Raw genomic sequence first — 19,598 nt, 5'->3', positions numbered from 1 at the left:
GGACGTGGGGGATGGCAGATGGCGAACTATAGCGGCACCACCGGTGGCGACAATTATTCCGGTACCTCCTCGGACGACAGTATCGCCGGCAATGGCGGCAACGACACGCTGTACGGCAATGCCGGGAACGACAGCATCGACGGCGGCGACGGCAGCGACGTGCTATACGGCAATGACGGCAACGACACCGTACGCGGCGGCTTGGGCGACGACTGGATCGAGGATTATCGCGGCAGCAACGTGCTCGATGGCGGGGCCGGCAACGATACCTTCAACGGCGTCGGCTATATGGATGGCGGCAGCACCGGTGGCGCCGACACGATCACCACCGGCGCAGGTCGCGACACGCTGCGCGTCGACGGCTATGGCGTGCGCAATTTCCCGTTGAGCTTCCTCGCCGACACCGTCACCGACTTCACCACCGGCGTGTCGGGCGACGTCATCGACCTGTCCGAAGTCGTCAACGACCTGATCGGCTATAGCGCGGGCAGCAATCCGTTCCTCACCGGGTTCCTGTCGGCGGTGCAGTCAGGCAGCGATACGCTGATCCGCGTCGATATCGACGCCAGTGGCACCGCGCATAGCATCAAGACGCTGCTGGTGCTCAAGAACGTCACCGCCACCGCGCTGATGGCGAGCAATTTCGCGCCGAGCTGGAGCCCGACCGGGGTGGGCGAGACGATCACCGGCACTCCGCTCGCCGACACGCTGACCGGCACCGATTCCAACGATGTGATCGACGGCGGGGCCTTTGCCGACCGGATCGACGGCGGTGGCGGCAACGACACGATCCGCGGCGGATCGATGGCCGATACGCTGATCGGCGGGTATGGCAACGACTCGATCGATGGCGGCGACGGACGCGATTCCATCCTTGGCGGGGTCGGCAACGACACGCTGATCGGCGGCGGCGGCGACGATATCTTCGAGGATAATGCCGGCGCGAACGTCATCAATGCCGGCGCGGGCGATGACGAGATCCGCTATGTCGGTACCGGCCGGGCCGAGGCGGGCGGTGCGGACACGATCACGCTGGGCGCGGGCAACGACACGCTGACCCTCGATGGCTGGGGTCTGTATGCCTATGGCGCGAACCAGCATACCGACATCGTCACCGATTTCACCGTCGGCAGCGGCGAGAACCGCGACGTCATCAACCTGAACGACGTCACCTATTATCTGTCGGGTTGGGATTCGAGCACCAATCCGTTCGCGACCGGCTATCTGCGGCTGCTCCAATCGGGCGGCAACACGCTGCTCCAATATGATCGCGACGGGGCGGGCACCGGCTTTGGCTGGGTATCGGTGCTGCAACTGAACGGCGTGACCGCCAGCGCGCTGACCGCCGCCAACTTCATCGGCTATGCGCCCGCCGACAAGGGCTATGTCCTGACCGGCGGCGAAGGGCGCGACGTGCTGAACGGGTCGCTGGTCGCCGATACCCTGTCGGGCGGCGTCGGCGATGACGTGCTGAACGGCGATCTGGGCAATGACAGCCTCGACGGCGGGGCGGGCAACGACACGCTGAACGGCGGCGGCGGCAACGACACGCTGTCGGGCGGCGACGGCAACGACACGCTGTATGGCAATGCCGGCAATGACAGCCTGCTGGGCGGTGCCGGCAACGACTATTTCTACGATGTAGAAGGCAACAACACGCTGGTCGGCGGCGATGGCGACGACCGGTTCGACTATGTCGGCTATGGCGCCGGCGCGGACCGCTTCGTCGGCGGGGCGGGGCGCGACACGTTCCACACCTATTATTACTATGCCAATCAGGGCGCCGACACGATCGCCGGGTTCGAAGGCGGCGCGGGTGGCGACGTCATCGATGGCTATTGGAACTTCTCGGGCCTCGCCACCGGCGCGAACCCGTTCACGACCGGGCATCTGCGACTGGTCGCGAGCGGCAGCAACACGCTGCTCCAGATCGACCAGGATGGCGGCGGCAATAGCTGGGCGACCTGGCTGACCTTCGAAGGGATCGCGCCCGCAGCCTTTACGCGCGACAATTTCACGCTGGGCTTCGCCCCCAATGCGCAGGGACTGGTGCTGAGCGGCAGCGCGCTGGCGCAGGAGATCAACGGCACCAACGACGGCGATACCATCACCGGGCTGGGCGGCAACGACACGCTGAACGGCGGGTCCGGCGCGGACAGCATCGATGGCGGCACCGGCGACGATTACCTCTATGGCGGCTATCAGAACGACGCGCTGCTGGGCGGCGACGGCAATGATTCGCTTAACGGCAATGAAGGCGACGACGATGTCGAGGGTGGCACCGGCGACGACCGGCTGTATGGCGAAGGCGGCAACGACACGCTGTCGGGCGATGCCGGCAACGACTATGTCGATGGCGGTCAGGGCGACGACAGCCTGATCGGCGGCGATGGCGACGACACGATCATCGCCTATTTCGGCAACGATACGGTCGTGGCGGGCGCTGGCAACGACAGCGTGCAGGGCGGCTATTACAGCTATGCCGGCAATGCGACGGTCGATCTGGGCGACGGCGACGACACGTTCAATAGCGAATATGGCTATGGATCGTCCGATACGGTGACCGGCGGGGCCGGGCGCGATACCTATCTCCTCTCGGCCTATCCGACGACGGTTGCGGGAATGACCGTCATCACCGATTTCGCGACCGGGGCGGGGGGCGACCGGCTGCAGATCGACACCGGTTATTTCTACAACTGGGACCCGTCGACCAATCCGTTCGCCGCCGGCTATCTGCGCTTCACGACCGACAATGGCGCGGTCGTGCTACAGGTCGACAACGACGCCAGCGGCACCGGCTATGCATGGCGGACGATCGCCCGGTTCGAAGGGGTGACGAACCCGTCGGCCTTCACCGCCGATAATTTCACGGCGTGGTTCCGTCCGGGCTTTGCCGGCGCGACGCTGACCGGTGACGCCAACAACCAGCGGATCGAGGGGACGCCGATGGGCGACACCCTTTCCGGGTTGGGTGGGGAGGATTCGCTCTATGGCGGCAACGGCAATGACAGCATCGATGGCGGCAGCGGCAACGACTATCTCGACGGTGGCGAGGGCAACGACACGCTGCTCGGCGGGGCGGGCAACGACACGCTGGTCGGGCAGAATGGCAATGACAGCTTGTCGGGCGGTGATGGCGACGACACCTTCAGCAGCTACGAACAGGGTAACGACACCTTCGACGGCGGGGCCGGGGATGACAGCTTCGGTTATTCCTATGGCGACGACAGCTTCGTCGGCGGCGACGGTGACGACAGTTTCGGCGACTATTACGGCGCGGATAGTTTCAGCGGCGGCGCCGGCGACGACCGGTTCGACTATGTCGGCCATTCTCAGGGCAATGACAGCTATAGCGGCGGCACCGGGCGCGACCGCTACAATCTCTATTACCTGTTCAACCAGGCCCCAATCGTCAGCACGATCACCGATTTCGCCACCGGCAGTGGCGGCGACCTGATCGTCCTCGATCAAGCCGGGCTGTCGCTGGGTGGCGGCACCGGTATGGATGCGACCAAGCTGATCTCGGGTGGCTGGATGCGGTTGCGCCAGGTCGGCAGCGATACCGCGATCGATTTCGACCAGAATGGCGGCGGCGACAATTTCCAGCAATATCTGCTGCTGAAGAACGTCACCGCAACCGCGCTGACGCCCGACAATTTCACCCCCGACCTGCGCTCGACCGGCGTCTATGCGGTGCAAAGCGGCACGACCGGCGCCGACAGCTTCACCGGCGCAGGCCGCGACAATTATTCGGGGCTGGCCGGCAACGACACGATCAACGGCGCCTATGGCGACGACACGCTCTACGGCAACGAAGGCGCGGACTCGATCAGCGGCGGCGAGCGCAACGACCAGTTGTTCGGCGGCATCGGCAACGACACGCTCGACGGCGGCGAGGATGATGACGCCCTTTATGGCGAGGCTGACAACGACCTCCTGTCCGGCGGCACGGGCAATGATTATCTCGACGGTGGGGTGGGTCTCGACACGCTGATCGGCGGCGCGGGTAGGGACAATCTGTATGGCGGCGAAGGCAATGACAGCCTCGATGGCGGCAGCGGCAATGACAGCCTGAACGGCCATACCGGTAACGATACTATCTTCGGTGGCGACGGGAACGATACGATCGACGACTCCGCCGGCGCGAACGTCCTGTTGGGCGGAGCCGGCGACGATGTGTTCCGCTATATCGGCTACAGCTATAATGGCGGCGTCGATACGATCACCGGCGGCGATGGACGCGACACCTATGTCCTTGAGGGGCTGAACCCCGGCAATGTCATTGCCGACCGCATCACCGATTTCGCGGTCGGGGTGGACGGCGATATCGTCTCGCTGGCATCGATTACCAGCTATTGGACCGGCTATGTCGCCGGGACCAATCCGTTCGCGACCGGCTATTTGCGACTGGTGGTCAGCGGCAGCGACCGGGTGTTGCAGGTCGACTGGAACGGAGCCACCGGGGGCGCGACCTGGGTCGACCTCATCACCTTCGCCGGCAAGGCAAGTGCGACCTTCACCCGCGACAATTTCCGGATCAGCGATCAGGGTTACGATCCGACTGCGACGGGGATCGCCATCACCGGATCGGCCCATGACGATGTGATCGCGGGCACCGGCGACGGCGATACGCTGAACGGTGGCCTCGGCAATGACACGATCGACGGAAACAGCGGTCACGACGCCGTGACCGGTGGCGATGGCGACGACTGGCTGTACGGCGAACAGGGCAACGACACGCTGTCGGGCGATGCCGGCAACGATCAGCTGCGCGGCGGGGCCGGTAATGACAGCCTGGTCGGCGGCGAGGGCCGGGATGCGATTTATGGCGATACCGAAAACGATACGCTGATCGGCGGCGACGGTGCCGACACGCTCGATGGTTCCTATGGCGACGATTATCTGTCGGGCGACGCCGGCAACGATACGCTCGACGGATCCTATGGCAACGACACGGTGCTTGGCGGGGCGGGCGATGACCGCCTGTATGACGGTGCCGGCAAGAACGTCCTCGATGGCGGCGACGGCGACGATTATTTCGACTATGTCGGCTATAGCGACGGCAGCAACGCGTCCGACAATACGATGACCGGCGGCCTCGGCCAGGATCGCTATGTCCTGTATAATTCGACCAACCTCGGCAAGCTGACGATCACCGATTTCGCGACTGGGGCGAATGGCGATGTGTTCGATCTGGCGGTGCTGTTCGGGCAGCTTCAGAATTATAACGGCACGGTCAATCCATGGACCGACGGGCATCTCCGCCTGACCGCCGATGGCGGTACCGACACGTTGTTGCAGATCGACCGTGACGGCGGCGGCAATGCGTGGACGACGATCGTCCGGTTCCAGAACGTCCTGCCCGCCGCGTTCCAGGCGGTGAACTTCACCGGTGGCTGGAGCACCGACGGCACGGGCCAGTCGTTGCTGGGCAGCGACGGTGACGATCGGGCCACGGGATCGAACGACGCGGATACGCTGACCGGCGGCCTCGGCGACGATACGTTGAGCGGAAGCAACGGCAATGACAGCATCGTTGGCGGCGCGGGCAATGACTCGCTGAACGGCGACAACGGCAACGACACCATCGTCGGCGATGCGGGCAACGATACGATCGACGGCTCTTACGGCAATGACAGCCTGGTGGGCGGGGCCGGGGACGACACGATCGACGGCAATTTCGGAAACGACTCGATCAGTGGTGGCGCGGGCAACGATCGCCTCTCCGATGGCGGTGGTCGGAACGTCATCGATGGCGGCGATGGTGACGATTACTTTGACTATGTCGGCTATAGCGACGGCGGCGATCCGACCCAGAACACGCTGACCGGTGGCCTTGGCCGCGATACCTATGCCTTCTACACCTATCACCTGCGCTACCCGGCGGCGGGGACAGGGGTGACGGTCATCACCGACTTCACCGCCGGCACCGGTGGCGACATCATCCGCCTCGACGGAAACTACATGACCGGGCTCGACGGCGGCAATCCGTTCGAAACCGGCCATATGCGGCTGTTGCAGGACGGTGCCGACACGCTGTTGCAGGTCGATTACGACGGCACCGCCGCCACGCTTGGGTGGCAGACGGTCGCGCGGTTGCAGAATGTCGTCGCGACCGCGCTGAACTATGACAATTTCGCGAACGGCGTCGGCCCGGTCGGCGTGGTCCGCACCGGCACCCAGTTCGGCGACGATATCGACGGCACCGGCAGCCCCGACCGGATCGACGGGCTGGGCGGTGATGACACGATCGATGGCGGCATGGGCCGCGATACCATCACCGGCGGCGCGGGCCGCGACCGGATCGATGGCGGGCAGGGCGACGACAGCCTGTCGGGCGGCGACGGCAATGACTGGTTCCGCGACCAATATGGCCAGAACACTATCTCGGGCGGCGATGGCGACGACACGTTCAGCATCGTGCGCGGGCAGGCGTTCGGCGAGGCCGGCGACGATTTCTTCGAAGGGCTGGGCGAGGACGATAGCGTCGACACGCTCGACGGCGGTGCCGGTCAGGACGTGTTCCGGCTGAGCGGTTATCCCCTGCGCTATTATGCGGGCACTACCGCCGACGTCATCCAGAACTTTACCGCAGGCGCGGGTGGCGACGTGCTCGACGTGTCGAACGTCATGGCCTATTTCAGCAACTACACCGCCGGGCAGAACCCGTTCCTGACCGGGCATATGCGCCTGCTGGGCGCGGCAGGCGAGTTGTTCCTGCAGGCCGATTTCGACGCCGCCGGTACGTCCAGCGGATGGAAGACGATCGCGATCCTCCGCAACATGGACACCTCCATCTCCGAGGAACTGACGCTCTACAACTTCACCCCGTCGATCTCGCCGAGCGGCATCGGCCTGCTGATCCAGGGCAGCGAGGCGGCGGACTCGCTGCCCGGGTCGAACTCGAACGACACGATCGAGGGGCTGGGCGGCAACGACACGATCGACGGCAATGGCGGCGACGATTCCGTCTCGGGCGGGGCGGGCGACGACCGGATCGAGGGCGATACCGGCAACGACACACTGCTGGGCGACGCCGGCAACGACACCATCACCGACCTCTATGGCACCAACCGGATCGATGGCGGTGCGGGCAACGATTATCTGAGCGGCACCGGCACCCTGCTGGGCGGGGCGGACAACGACCAGCTTTACGGGTCGGGCAGCCTCGACGGTGGCGACGGCAACGACGCGATTGCGCTCTACAGCGGCACCGCGGCGGGCGGGACCGGCAACGACACGCTCGACGCGAGCTCGGCGGGGGCGGGCGTGCAGATGACCGGCGATGCCGGCAACGACAGCCTGCGCGGATCGGCGCTGGCCGACCGTCTCGACGGCGGGGCCGACAGCGACACGATCGACGGTGGCGCGGGCGCCGACACGCTGCTGGGCGGGGCGGGCGACGACATCCTGTTCGCCGGCGCCGGGGCCGACAGCGTCGACGGCGGCAGCGGGTCGGACGTGGTCCGCGTCGCCGGGCGGATGGCCGATTTCTCGATCACCGCCGGGGCCAATGGTACCACGATCCTGACCGATCTGCGCAGCGGCAGTCCGCTGGGCACCGACACGCTGTCGGGGGTCGAGCTGCTCCAGTTCGACGACGACGAATATGCGCTGGTCAGCACGCCGGGCATCTTCTGGCAGGATTCGGCCGGCATCGACGATCGCATCCCCAATGCGACGATCACCTCGGCCAATCTGGCAGGCGACGACACGCTCTATGGCAATTCCGGCTTCGACATCATCGATGCCGGGTTCGGCAATGACTCGGTGCGCGGCGGCGTTGGCAACGACGTGCTCTACGGCCAGTCGGGCCGCGACACGCTGGAGGGTGGCGAGGGCAACGACACGCTGTGGGGCGGCACCGGTCAGGACGTGCTCGACGGTGGCGACGACGCCGACTGGCTGTATGGCGAGGGCGGGTCGGACACGCTGCGCGGCAGCACCGGCAACGACCGGTTGGAGGACAGCCTCGGCAGCAACCGCCTGTCGGGCGATGCCGGCGACGATACGCTGATCGGAACCGGCACGCTGGAGGGCGGCATCGGCAACGATGCACTTTCGGGCAGCGGGCTGCTCGACGGTGGCGTTGGCAACGACAATATGTCGGGCGACGGCACGCTGATCGGTGGCGACGGCGTCGACACGCTGTCGGGGTCGGGGACGCTGCTCGGCGGGATCGGCAACGACGCGATCGGCATCGTGTCGGGAATCGCCTATGGCGAGGCGGGCAACGATACCCTCTCCACCGCCTATCCGTGGAGCGGGCCGGTCACCATGGACGGCGGGGCGGGCGACGATCGCCTGATCGGCTTCTATGGCACGCGCGAGACGCTGCTGGGCGGCGACGGGGCCGACACGCTGTCGGGCGGACGTGGTGGCGGTATCACGATCGATAATGACAGCCTCGACGGCGGGGCGGGCAACGACACGCTTGACGGTGGCGATGGTGACGACACGATCGTCGGTGGCGGCGATTACGACGTCGCGCTCTATAGCGGGACGCGCGCCTTCGCCTCGGTCATCCGTGACGGCAATGGCGGTTATATCGTCGCCGACAACCGTGAAGGGCGCGGTGTCGACGGTACCGATCAGGTGCGCGGCATCACCACGCTGCGCTTCACCGACCTCGATTTCGACGTGACCGCCGCCAATACCGGCATCGTCGTCGCCGGCACGACCGCTGGCGACAGGCTGACCGGCACCGCGTTCGACGACAGCATCACCGGCGGCGACGGCAACGACAGCATCGACGGCGCGGCCGGCAACGACCGTATCGTCGCCGGGACCGGCGCGGACAGCGTCGCCGTCAGCGCCGGCAACGACGTCGTCTATGGCGAGGCCGGGTCCGACACGATCGACGGCGGCATCGGCGCCGACTGGATCGATGGCGGCGCGGACGGCGACAGCATCGCTGGTGGCGACGGCAACGACACCATCGTCCAGAGCGCGGGCGCCGACACGATCGACGGCGGCGCGGGCGACGACCGCATCACCGACTATGCCGACAATGGCAACATCCTGTCGGGTGGTGAGGGCAACGACACGATCGGTGGCAATGGAACTCTGCTCGGCGGTCTTGGCAACGACAGCATCACCGGCAGCGGCGTCCTCGACGGCGAGGGCGGCAACGACACGCTGAGCGGATCGGGGCTGGTGCGCGGCGGCGACGGCAACGACGTCGTCTATGTGTCGAGCGGCAGCGGACAGGGCAATGACGGCAACGACACGCTGTCGGGCTATTATGCTACCGACCTGTTGCTCGACGGCGGATCGGGGGCGGACTCGATCACCGGCGGCAGCGGCAGCGACACGCTGCTCGGCGGTGCGGGCGACGACACCATCTGGGCCGGCGGCGGGGCCGATACCGTCTATGGCGGGTCGGGCTTCGACAAGCTGGTCTATAACGGCCGCCGCTCGGACTATAGCATCGTCAACAACAGCGACGGCAGCATCACCGTCCAGGACCTGCGCAGCGGCAGCCCCAACGGCACCGACCGCGTCTATGGCGTCGAGCTGCTCCAGTTCGACAGCGGCGATGAACAGACGCTGCCGGGCAGCAATGTCGGGCTGGTGCTGACCGGCACCGCGTTCGACGACATATTGATCGGCGACAGCGGTAACGACACCATCACCGGGCTGGCTGGCAACGACCGCCTGGGCGGCGACGACGGCAACGACATCATCGATGCCGGGGCGGGCAACGACGTGCTGACCGGCGATTCCGGTTCGGATACGCTGACCGGCGGCACCGGCAACGACTATATCGACGGCGGTACCGGCACGGATTCGATCAGCTCTGGCGACGGCAACGACACCGTCTATGGCGGTCTGGGCGACGATACGATCGATGCCGGGGCGGACGCCGATCTGGTCGAGGATTATGGCGGGTTGAACCGCATCCTCGGCGGCACCGGCAACGACACGCTGAACGGCAACGGTTCGCTCTATGGCGGCGACAATGACGATCGCCTCTATGGTACGGGCCTGTTGTCGGGTGATGCCGGCAACGACAGTCTCACCGGCTTCGGCACGCTCGACGGCGGGACCGGCGCGGATCTGCTGCTGGTCGGGACCGGCGGCACCGGCACCGGCGGGGCGGGCAACGACACGCTGTCGGGCTGGTCGCCGAGCGGGATCGACGGCGCGCAGACGCTGGACGGCGGGGCCGACAACGACGCGATCTATGGCAATTGGGGCGCGGACAGCCTGATCGGCGGCACCGGCAACGATTGGCTGTCGGGCGGTGATGCCAGCGATACGCTGGTCGGCGGCGATGGCGAGGATACCGCCTCGTTCGAGATCGCGCGCGAGACCGCATCGGTCGTCCGCGACGGCAATGGCGGCTATTTCGTCGTCGACAATCGCCGCAACCTCGGCACCGATCGCCTGTCGGGCATCGAACGGGCGAGCTTCACCAACGCCGCCTTCGCTTTGTCGGCGACGACGGCGGGCATGGTGTTCACCGGATCGGCGGGCAACGACACGCTGACCGGCACCGAACTGGATGACTCGATCAGCGGCGCGGGGCTGCCCGCCGGGGTCACCGCGCCGGCCAACGGGATCGACGATCCCGATCAGGACAAGGGCGACGACCGCCTGTTCGGTCTGGGCGGCAACGACCGCATCTTCGGCGGGCGCGGCGCCGACCTGATCGACGGCGGTGTCGGCTATGACGTGCTCGACGGCGGGGCCGACAACGACACGCTGCTGGGCGGCAGCGACGACGACCAGCTGTTCGGCGGGGCGGGCAATGACAGCCTAGACGGCGGTCTCGGCAACGACACGATCGATGCCGGCAGCGGCAACGACCGCGCCGATGGCGGCGAGGGCGACGACGTCATCACCGGCGGCGGCGGCACCGACGAACTGATCGGCGGTACCGGGCGCGACACGCTTTCTGGCGACGGCAGCTTGAGCGGCGGCGATGGCGACGACGTCCTGTCGGGCAGCGGCCAGTTGCTGGGCGAGGCCGGCAACGACACGATCTGGATCGGATCGGGCAACGCGCTGGGCGGTGACGGCAACGACGCGATCACCGGTTACGGCATGTTGCGCGGGGAAGCCGGCAATGACGTGCTCGGCGTCTATACCGGTGCCGTCGGCTATGGCGATGCCGGCAACGACACGCTGTACGGCACTGCGCCCGGCGGCATCGACGGCGCACAGACGCTGGACGGTGGCGAGGGCGACGACGCCATCTACGGCAATTATGGCGAGGATTCGCTGCTCGGCGGCGGCGGTGCCGACTTCATCTCGGGCGGTGCCGGCAACGACTATATCGATGGCGGCAGCGGCGGCGATTTCCTGGCCGGCAATGGCGGCAACGATACGATCGACGGCGGCGGATCGGGGGCGCTGACCCCGGACATCGTCCGCTATTACGGCAATCGCAACGACTTCACCGTGACCGAGAGCAACGGCGTCGTCACCGTGACCGACAACCGCCCCGGATCGCCCGAGGGCACCGACACGCTGACCAATGTCCGCGTGCTGCGCTTCGACGATGCCGATTACATCGCCAAGGCCAATCCGGGCGTCTATCTGCGCGGCGGATCGGGCAACGACACGATTGGCGATATCACCACCGGTTCGTCGTCGGGCGTGGTCAACGTCATCAACCCGTCGGGGCCGCGCTTCGCCGGATCGGGCGACGACACCCTTGAGGGCCAAGGCGGCAATGACTCGATCCGCGGCCTGGCAGGGGAGGACAGTATCCTTGCCGGTGCCGGCAACGACAGCATCGACGGCGGGACCGAAGCCGACCGCATCTATGGCGAGGCGGGCGACGACCTGCTCGACGGGGGCGACGACGACGATCTGGTCGTCGGCGGCACCGGCAATGACTCGATCTTGGGCGGAATCGGCGAGGATATTCTGGCCGGTGGCGACCTGACCATCACCCAACCGGTCGATCCGGTCACCGGTCTGCCGATGGGTGGTCCGGTGCTGAGCGTCGAGACGATCGGCGGCGGCAACGACACGCTGCGTGGCGGCGGCGACGACGACAGCATCTATGGCGGTTCGGGCCTCGACAGCCTGTTCGGCGATGCCGGCAACGACCTGATCTATGGCGGCATGGATGCCGACACGATCGACGGCGGCACCGGCGACGACGCGCTGTATGGCGAGGATGGCAACGACATCCTGACCGGCGGTTCGGGCATCGACACGCTGTCGGGCGGGGCGGACAATGACGTGCTGTCGGCCTTCGGCGTCCTGTCGGGCGATGCCGGCAACGACACGCTGAGCGGCGGCGGCACGCTGTCGGGCGGCGACGGGGCCGATATCCTGACCGCGGGCAGCGGCAACGACCTGCTCGACGGGGGCGAGGGCGACGATACGCTGACCGCCGGCGATGGCAGCGATACGCTGATCGGCGGGGCGGGTACCGACCGCGCCATCATCGGCGGCGTGCGCGCCAACTTCACCGTCGCGGCGGGCGATGGCGGCTTGTACGTCATCGACAATCGCGGTGGCGGCGGCACCGATTTCCTGACCGGCATGGAAACGATCCAGTTCGCCGATGTGACGCAAGGCGCGGTCGGCGGCAGCGTGCTGCACGGCGACGACGGCGCCAATGCGCTGACCGGCACCGCGCTCGACGATTATATCCTCGGGGAATCGGGCAACGACACGCTGATCGGCGCGGTCGGCAATGACCGCATCTTCGGCTATAACGACGATGACTCGATCGCGGGCGGTGCCGGTTATGACGCGCTGTTCGCCGGGGCCGGCAACGACACGGTCGATGGTGGCGACGACGACGATCTGATCGACGGCTTCGACGGGGCCGACAGCCTGATCGGCGGGGCCGGCAACGACACCGTCACCGGCGGCTTCGGCAACGACACTATCGATGGCGGCATCGGCAACGACCTGTTGAACGGCGACGCCAATCACGACAGCCTGTTGGGCGGTGCGGGCAACGACACACTGGGCGGCGGATCGGGCGACGACACGCTCGACGGCGGGGCCGACAACGACGTGTTGAGCGACAATGACGGTGCCAACCGCATGGATGGCGGTGCCGGCAACGACACGCTGTCGGGGACCGGCACGCTGCTCGGCGGGCTGGGCAACGATCAACTGAGCGGTTGGGCCGGCGCATGGCTCGACGGCGGGGCCGGCGACGACACGATCGGCGGCAGCGGCGCGAACCTCTATGGCGGCGACGGCAACGACCGCATTACCGGATCGTCGGGGGCGGACACGCTGACCGGCGGCGACGACGGTGGTGCCGATACGCTGGAGGCCGGCGGCGGCAACGACGTGCTGCTGGGGGGAGGCGGCGACGACCGGTTGGTCGGCGGCGGCGGCAACGACCGGATCGATGGCGGCAATGGCTATGACATCGCCGTCTATTCCTCGGTCCGCGCCGACTATACCATCACCCAGGAATCGCCCGGCGTCTTCCGCGTCGTCGACAATCGTGGTGGCCTCGGTCCCGATGGCGACGATACGATCACCGGCGTCGAACTGCTGCGCTTCACCGATCAGGATCTGGTACCCAGCGACGGCAATACCGGCATCGTCTATGACGGCAACGACGCCCCCGACAATCGTGTGGGTGGCGAGGGCGACGACACGCTGCGCGGCTTTGGCGGCAACGACACGCTGGATGGCGGGCCGGGCGGCAATGACAGCCTCGACGGCGGTAACGGCAACGACGTCCTGATCGGCGGCACCGGCAACGACATCCTCGACGGCGGCGACGGCATCGACACGATGACCGGCGGCACCGGCAACGACCTGTACCGGGTGGAGGATGCGGCCGATGTGATCGTCGAGGCGGCGGGCGGTGGCATCGACACGGTCAAGGCCGACCTGCCCGGCGGATCGGTGGCGACGATCAGCACCTATTCGATCGCGTCGCTGACCAATGTCGAAAACCTGACCTATACCGGGGGCCTGCGCTTCGTCGGTACCGGCAATGCGCTCGCCAACGTCATCACCGGCGGCGCGCTGGCCGATACGTTGAGCGGTGGGGCCGGCAACGACACGCTGATCGGTGGGACCGGTGCGGATTCGATGATCGGCGGCACCGGCGACGATACCTATGAGGTCGATCTGTCGACCGACATCGTCGTCGAATCCTCGGGCGGGGGCACCGATACGGTCCGCACCGCGCTCGGCAGCCTGACCATCGCCTCGTTCGCGAATGTCGAAAACCTCGTCTATACCGGCACCGCCAGCTTCGTCGGCACCGGCAATGCGTCGAGCAACCGCATGACCGGCGGCGCGGGCCACGACACGCTGTCGGGCGGATCGGGCAACGATACGCTCGACGGTGGCGCCGGCGTCGACCGTCTGGAAGGGGGGGCGGGCAACGACACCTACGTCGTCGACACCACCACCGACACGCTGGTCGAACTGTCGGGTGGCGGCACCGACACGATCGTCACCGGCCTGTCGAGCTGGACGCTGGCGCTGTATTTCGAGGCGGTCACCTATACCGGCACCGCAGCGTTCACCGGCACCGGCAACGCATCGGCCAACACCCTGACCGCCGGCAGCGGCAAAGACACGCTGCGCGGCGGTGCCGGCGACGACAACCTTATCGGCGGGGCGGGCAATGACTCGCTGGTCGGCGAGGGCGACGACGATACGCTCGACGGGGGTGCCGGCGACGATACGCTCGAGGGTGGGCTCGGCGACGACGTCTATGTCCTTGACGGCAACGACGTGCTGGTCGAGGCGGCGAATGCCGGCCGCGATACGGTGCGCACCGCGCGCAGCAGCTACACGCTCGCCGCCAATTTCGAGAATGTCGTGTTCACCGGCACCGGCGCGTTCACCGGCACCGGCAACGAACTGGCCAATGCGCTGACCGGTGGCAGCGGCAACGACCTGCTCTATGGCCTGGTCGGCAACGACACGCTGAACGGCGGGGGCGGCGCCGACACGATGGACGGCGGCGTCGGCAACGACACCTATTATGTTGACAACGTGGCCGATGTGATCGTCGAGGCGGTCGGCGGCGGTACCGACACGGTCGTGACCTCGCTTGCCAGCTTCACCCTCGCCGCCAATTTCGAAAGCCTGAGCTATAACGGAACCACCGGCTTCACCGGCATCGGCAACGACGTCGCCAATGCCCTGACCGGCGGTAAATATGCCGACTCCCTGACCGGTGGTGCAGGCAACGATACGCTCAGTGGCGGGGTCGGTGCCGACACGATGACCGGCGGCACCGGCGACGACAGCTATGTCGTCGACAATGCCGGCGACGTGATCGTCGAGGCGGCGGGCGAGGGCACCGATACGGTGACCACCTCGCTGCTCAGCTATACGCTGGGCGCCAACGTCGAGAAGCTCGTTTATTCGAGCAGCAAGGCCTTCACCGGCATCGGCAACACCCTCAGCAATACGATTACGACCGGCAGCGGTGCGGACCTGTTGCAGGGTCTCGACGGCAACGACACGCTGTCGTCGGGTAGCGGCAACGATACGCTGGAGGGTGGCGCGGGCAGCGACGTGCTGACCGGCAGCACCGGCGGTGACGTGATGACCGGCGGTACGGGGGCGGATCGCTTCGTGTTTACGAAGGTCAGCGACTTCGGGACGGCCGACCTGCTCGACCGGATCACCGACTTCGTCGCGGCGGACGGCGATCGCATCGACTTGGCAGCGATCGATCCGTCGAGCGCCAGCGGGAACCAGGCGTTCACCTTCATCGGCACCGCCGCGTTCACGACGACGACCCACACGACGTTCGAGCTGCGCTACCAGGCGGCCGCCGACGGCTATCTGCTGGTGCAGGGCGACAGCAATCGTGACGGCGTCGCCGACTTCGCGTTCCTCGTCTACGCGACGTCGCTCAGCGCAGGTGATTTCGTGCTGTAATGGATCGGGAGCGGTCGGTGCTGCCCGGCACCGGCCGCTTGGGTCGACATCGCTTTTTGCAATGCAACATTTTTGGGTCCGGAAAACCCGATCCTGCCCCGGATCGAAGCGCTTCGCCCTGTGCGACGTCGCAGCCAAAGGGGTTGTTGCGTGCCCGTTCCGGGGCTAGGCGGGTTCCATGCGGCGATGCGCCGGGCGGGCAAAGGGTGCTACGAACATGAAGATCGCGGTTTTCGGACTTGGCTATGTCGGCATGTCGAACGCGGTGCTGCTCGCGCAGCACAACACGGTCGTCGCCGTCGACATTTCGGACGACCGCGTCGCGCTGGTCAATGACCGCAAGTCGCCGATCGTTGATGCCGAGCTGGAACGATTCCTCGCCGAACGCACGCTCGACCTGACCGCGACCACCGATGCCGCGCAGGCGCTCGACGGCGCCGACTATGTGATCGTCGCCACCCCGACCAATTATGACGTCCATACCGACAAGTTCAACACCAGCTCGGTCGAGGCGGTCATCATCGAGGCGGCGGCGGCTGCGCCGAACGCGACGATCATCGTCAAGTCGACCATCCCGGTCGGCTTCGTCGACGAGGTCCGCCAGCGGCTGAACGCGCCGAACGTGGTGTTCAGCCCCGAATTCCTGCGCGAAGGCCGCGCGCTGTACGACAATCTCCACCCGTCGCGGATCATCGTCGGCGAACGGTCGGAGCGCGCGAAGATTTTCGCCGACCTGCTGCTGCAGGGTGCGGAGAAGAAGGATGCACCGATCCTCTTCACCGACAGCCGCGAGGCGGAGGCGATCAAGCTGTTCGCCAACACCTATCTCGCGATGCGCGTCGCCTTCTTCAACGAACTCGACAGCTATGCGATCGCCGGCGGCATGGACACCAAGCAGATCATCGAGGGCGTCGGCCTCGATCCGCGGGTCGGCATGCACTACAATAATCCGAGCTTCGGCTATGGCGGCTATTGCCTGCCCAAGGATACCAAGCAGCTGCTCGCCAACTATTCGGAAGTGCCGCAGAACCTGATCCGCGCGATCGTCGACGCGAACCGCACCCGCAAGGATTTCCTGGCCGACCAGATCATCGCGCGTCGCCCGAAGAAGGTCGGCGTCTATCGCCTGACGATGAAGGCGGGATCGGACAATTTCCGCCAGTCGTCGATCCAGGGGATTATGAAGCGGGTGAAGGCGAAGGGGATCGAGGTCGTCGTGTACGAACCGACCCTCGACGGGGACAATTTCTTCGGGTCGAAGGTCGTCAAGGACCTCGAGGCGTTCAAGAGCGATTGCGACGTCGTGATCGCCAACCGTGCCGCGCCCGAACTGGCGGACATCGGCGACAAGCTGTTCACGCGCGACATCTTCGGGTCGGACTGACCGGTCCCCCGTCGCCGCGCAAGGGGTTCAGCGCGGCGGCAGAAGCCTTTTACCCCCGTCCCATTCGCGCCAGCAGGCTGACCAGATCGGCCTGCCGCGACACGCCGGTCTTGGCAAAGATGTGGCGGAGATGGACGCGCAGCGTCGTCTGGCGGCAATCGCGCGCTGCCGCCGCCGATTCCAGCGAATGCCCAGCCATCAGCAGCGCGGCGAGCGCGACCTCGCTGGGGGTCAGGTCGAACGCCTCGCGCCAGAGCTGCGTCGCCGGGGCGGGGCGTTCGGCCGGGTCGATCAGCGATACCACCGCCGCGCCGGGCGTCGCGTGCAGCAGCCGCATCGGCCATGGCACCGGCCGCGCGATCAGGATCAGCGGCGTGCGGCCGGGCGCGGGGTGATAGCGCAGCGCCGCCGCCTCCGGCGCGATCCGCGCGATGGCGCGGGCGAGCACGGTATCGATCCGCGTCTGTTCGCACGGCAGCAGCGTCCAACGCGCTACCCCGTCGCCGCCGGTGACCAGCAGCGCGTCGCAGGCGGGCGTCGTGCGCAGGATGCGACCATAGGCGTCGATCAGCGCGCCGGCCTCGTCCGCCTGATCGACGCGCCCCTGCCAATACAGGTCGCGGCCGGGATCCCCCGATCCCTGGTCCGCGACCTTCCCCCATTCGGTCGAAACGACCGTGCGTACCCCCGTCATATGGCTCCCCCGAACCGGTCGTTACCGAAGGGTGAAGGCTATGCCCGCCGCAACGGAATCGTCCGGTGGCAAGGTGTCGCAAAGCGTCGCATCGGGTGGTGGCGCGGCAAAATCGTTGAAGAATCAGCCGGATCGCCCGGTCAGGCGGGTTCGATCCGTGGCTGTACCAGTGCCGTCAGCGCGGCATCGATCGCCCGGTCGCCGGCAAAGCGCGCGCGGATGCGGCGGACGAATCCGGCCGATCCCCATCGTTCGCCCCGCGCCCGCGCATTGTTCAGGATCGCGAGCAGCGTCGCCCGGTCACCCGCCACCGCCGCGACGAAGGCGGGCCAGCTATGGTCGGGCGAGTCGTCATTCTGGGTGATCGCGACCGCGCGGCTGAGGATCACGGCATAGGTCGCGGCCGGACCGTTGCCGGCGCGCCGGTCGCTGTCGATGGTCCGCTGGAGCGCGGTGCTGTAGGTGATGAGCTCGGGCTCGCCGCGCGCACGGGCGCGGGCGGCGAGGTGGCGGGCATAGCCGGCAAGATCGCCCTCGGCGAGCGCGGTGACGCTCAGCGCGTCATGGACGCTGGCCAGTGTCGGATATTGGGTGGCGACGGTGGTCAGCAGTGCCTGCGCCTGCGCGGTGCGCCCCGCCGACCACAGGCCCCAACCATAATCGGCGAGCAGCCATGGTGCGCCCGGCGCCAGCGTGCGCGCGGCGTCGAATTCGCGCTGGGCGGCGGGGTCCTCGCCATTGTCGGCAAGAATATTGGCATACCAGAGATGCGCCAGCGGATCGCCCGGGGCATGGCCGATGGCACGGCGGAACAGTTCGCCCGCCAACTGCGGCTTGCCGTCCCACCAATAGGCGATGACCCCGTCGACCCGGTCGGCGACCGCCGAGCGCGGGTCGATCGCCCGCGCCGCCGCCGCCGCCGCCCGCGCCCGGCCGATGCTGAGCGTGTCGGAGGCCGATCCGAATTCGCGGGTCAGCAGCCACGCCTCGGCCAGTGCCTCCTGCACCTCGACATTGCCGGGATGCGCCTGGGCGAGGCGGGTCAGCGTGGCGATGGCGGCGTGCAGCCGGGGCGCGCTGCGCATCGCCACATCGTCGCGCGCGGCGACGAAGCGGGCATGGGTCGCCGTGTCGAGCCGGTCGGCGCTCGGCCCGATCCAGCCGATCGCGGCGATGCTTACTCCCAGCAGCGCCAGCGCGCCGAGCACGATCGGCCAGCGCCGCGGGGGGGCGGGGCGGGGCAGCGCCAGTGGGTCGATGGCTGGCGCAGGTGACGGAGTGGGGGATGGTTCGGAGGGAGCGGGGTCGGGCGGCAGCGTCTCCTGTCCCGAGATCCAGGCGTCGAGTTCATGCGCCAGTGCATAGACGCTGCGGGAGCGGCCGCCGGGCAGGGCATGGACCGGCAAGCCGCGTTCCCGCGACCAGCGGATCGCGGTCGAGCGGTCGCGGCCGAGATAGGCGGCGATCGACTTCCACCCCTCGATCCGTCGTGCCGGCTCCCCGACCTGCGCCATCGTGTTGCCACCCCCCGGTTTTTCCGGCGCTCTGCGGCGCGTTCCTACTCGATACTAGGTACGCAGTGGACCGTCCAGCAAAGGTGGCGAAGTTGCCACGCAACGCATGGTGTGGGGGGTGGGGACGGGTGTCCGGCCGGTCCGGCCGAGCATGACGGGG

The 19,598-nt window shown here is 67.2% G+C and carries 4 protein-coding genes; 2 read left to right on the top strand and 2 right to left on the bottom strand.

Annotated features, from left to right (window positions below):
* Positions 1 to 18: 18 nt before the first annotated feature.
* Together MF607_RS19360 and MF607_RS19355 are read left to right on the top strand one after the other, a co-directional pair.
* A complete protein-coding gene (locus MF607_RS19360) occupies positions 19 to 15,846 on the top strand; it encodes a calcium-binding protein (RefSeq protein ID WP_242121806.1) in 15,828 nt (5,275 codons plus the stop codon).
* A 217-nt stretch (positions 15,847 to 16,063) separates the two neighbouring features.
* Positions 16,064 to 17,230: a nucleotide sugar dehydrogenase gene (locus MF607_RS19355; RefSeq protein WP_242121805.1), complete on the top strand. Its 1,167-nt coding sequence runs from the start codon at positions 16,064 to 16,066 to the stop codon at positions 17,228 to 17,230.
* A 49-nt stretch (positions 17,231 to 17,279) separates the two neighbouring features.
* On the opposite strand, the gene MF607_RS19350 is transcribed toward MF607_RS19355, so the two are convergent.
* The gene (locus MF607_RS19350) at positions 17,280 to 17,924 is read right to left on the bottom strand and encodes a helix-turn-helix transcriptional regulator (RefSeq protein ID WP_242121804.1); all 645 of its coding nucleotides are present in this window, start codon (positions 17,922 to 17,924) and stop codon (positions 17,280 to 17,282) included.
* A gap of 140 nt (positions 17,925 to 18,064) precedes the next feature.
* Entirely contained in the window at positions 18,065 to 19,438 is a 1,374-nt protein-coding gene (locus MF607_RS19345) for a tetratricopeptide repeat protein (RefSeq protein ID WP_242121803.1), read from the bottom strand.
* Positions 19,439 to 19,598: the final 160 nt, after the last annotated feature.

Origin of the sequence: Sphingomonas lacusdianchii (genome assembly GCF_022664395.1) — a bacterium.
In the GTDB taxonomy this organism is placed as follows: Bacteria; Pseudomonadota; Alphaproteobacteria; order Sphingomonadales; family Sphingomonadaceae; genus Sphingomonas; species Sphingomonas lacusdianchii.
This window is presented reverse-complemented; position numbering and strand designations above follow the sequence as displayed.

Bases quoted from the DNA above. Each gene is read 5' to 3' on its own strand.
- MF607_RS19360 (WP_242121806.1), top strand. From the start codon at position 19: ATGGCGAACTATAGCGGCACCACCGGTGGCGACAATTATTCCGGTACC.
- MF607_RS19355 (WP_242121805.1), top strand. From the start codon at position 16,064: ATGAAGATCGCGGTTTTCGGACTTGGCTATGTCGGCATGTCGAACGCG.
- MF607_RS19350 (WP_242121804.1), bottom strand. From the start codon at position 17,924: ATGACGGGGGTACGCACGGTCGTTTCGACCGAATGGGGGAAGGTCGCG.
- MF607_RS19345 (WP_242121803.1), bottom strand. From the start codon at position 19,438: ATGGCGCAGGTCGGGGAGCCGGCACGACGGATCGAGGGGTGGAAGTCG.